The organism is Shewanella sp. AS16, assembly GCF_021412365.1.
Taxonomy (GTDB): Bacteria; Pseudomonadota; Gammaproteobacteria; order Enterobacterales; family Shewanellaceae; genus Shewanella; species Shewanella salipaludis.
This window is the reverse complement of record NZ_JAKCLK010000196.1, coordinates 1-300: the sequence shown is the minus strand read 5'-3', so window position 1 is coordinate 300 and position 300 is coordinate 1. Positions and strand designations below refer to the sequence as shown.

Annotated in this window: 1 protein-coding gene; it reads left to right on the top strand. The window is 49.3% G+C overall.

Annotation, left to right across the window (positions count from 1 at the left end):
* Positions 1-300, top strand: a 300-nt coding sequence (locus tag LZP73_RS19965; RefSeq protein ID WP_234236656.1) for an oligopeptide:H+ symporter, incomplete at both ends; no start/stop codon positions are given.

Sequence of the window (300 nt, the reverse complement as noted above, 5' to 3'; positions counted from 1 at the left end):
CATTCAAGCTGGATAAAACCGGGCGCAATAAAATGTTTGTCGCCTTTGTCCTGATGCTCGAAGCGGTGGTGTTTTACATTCTCTACGCCCAGATGCCAACGTCGCTGAACTTCTTTGCCATCAACAACGTGCATCATGAAATTCTCGGCTTTTCCATCAACCCGGTCAGCTTCCAGGCGCTTAACCCGTTCTGGGTGGTACTCGCCAGCCCAATACTGGCAGGCATTTACACGCATCTGGGTAACAAAGGCAAAGATCTCTCGATGCCGATGAAGTTTACTCTCGGCATGTTTATGTGCT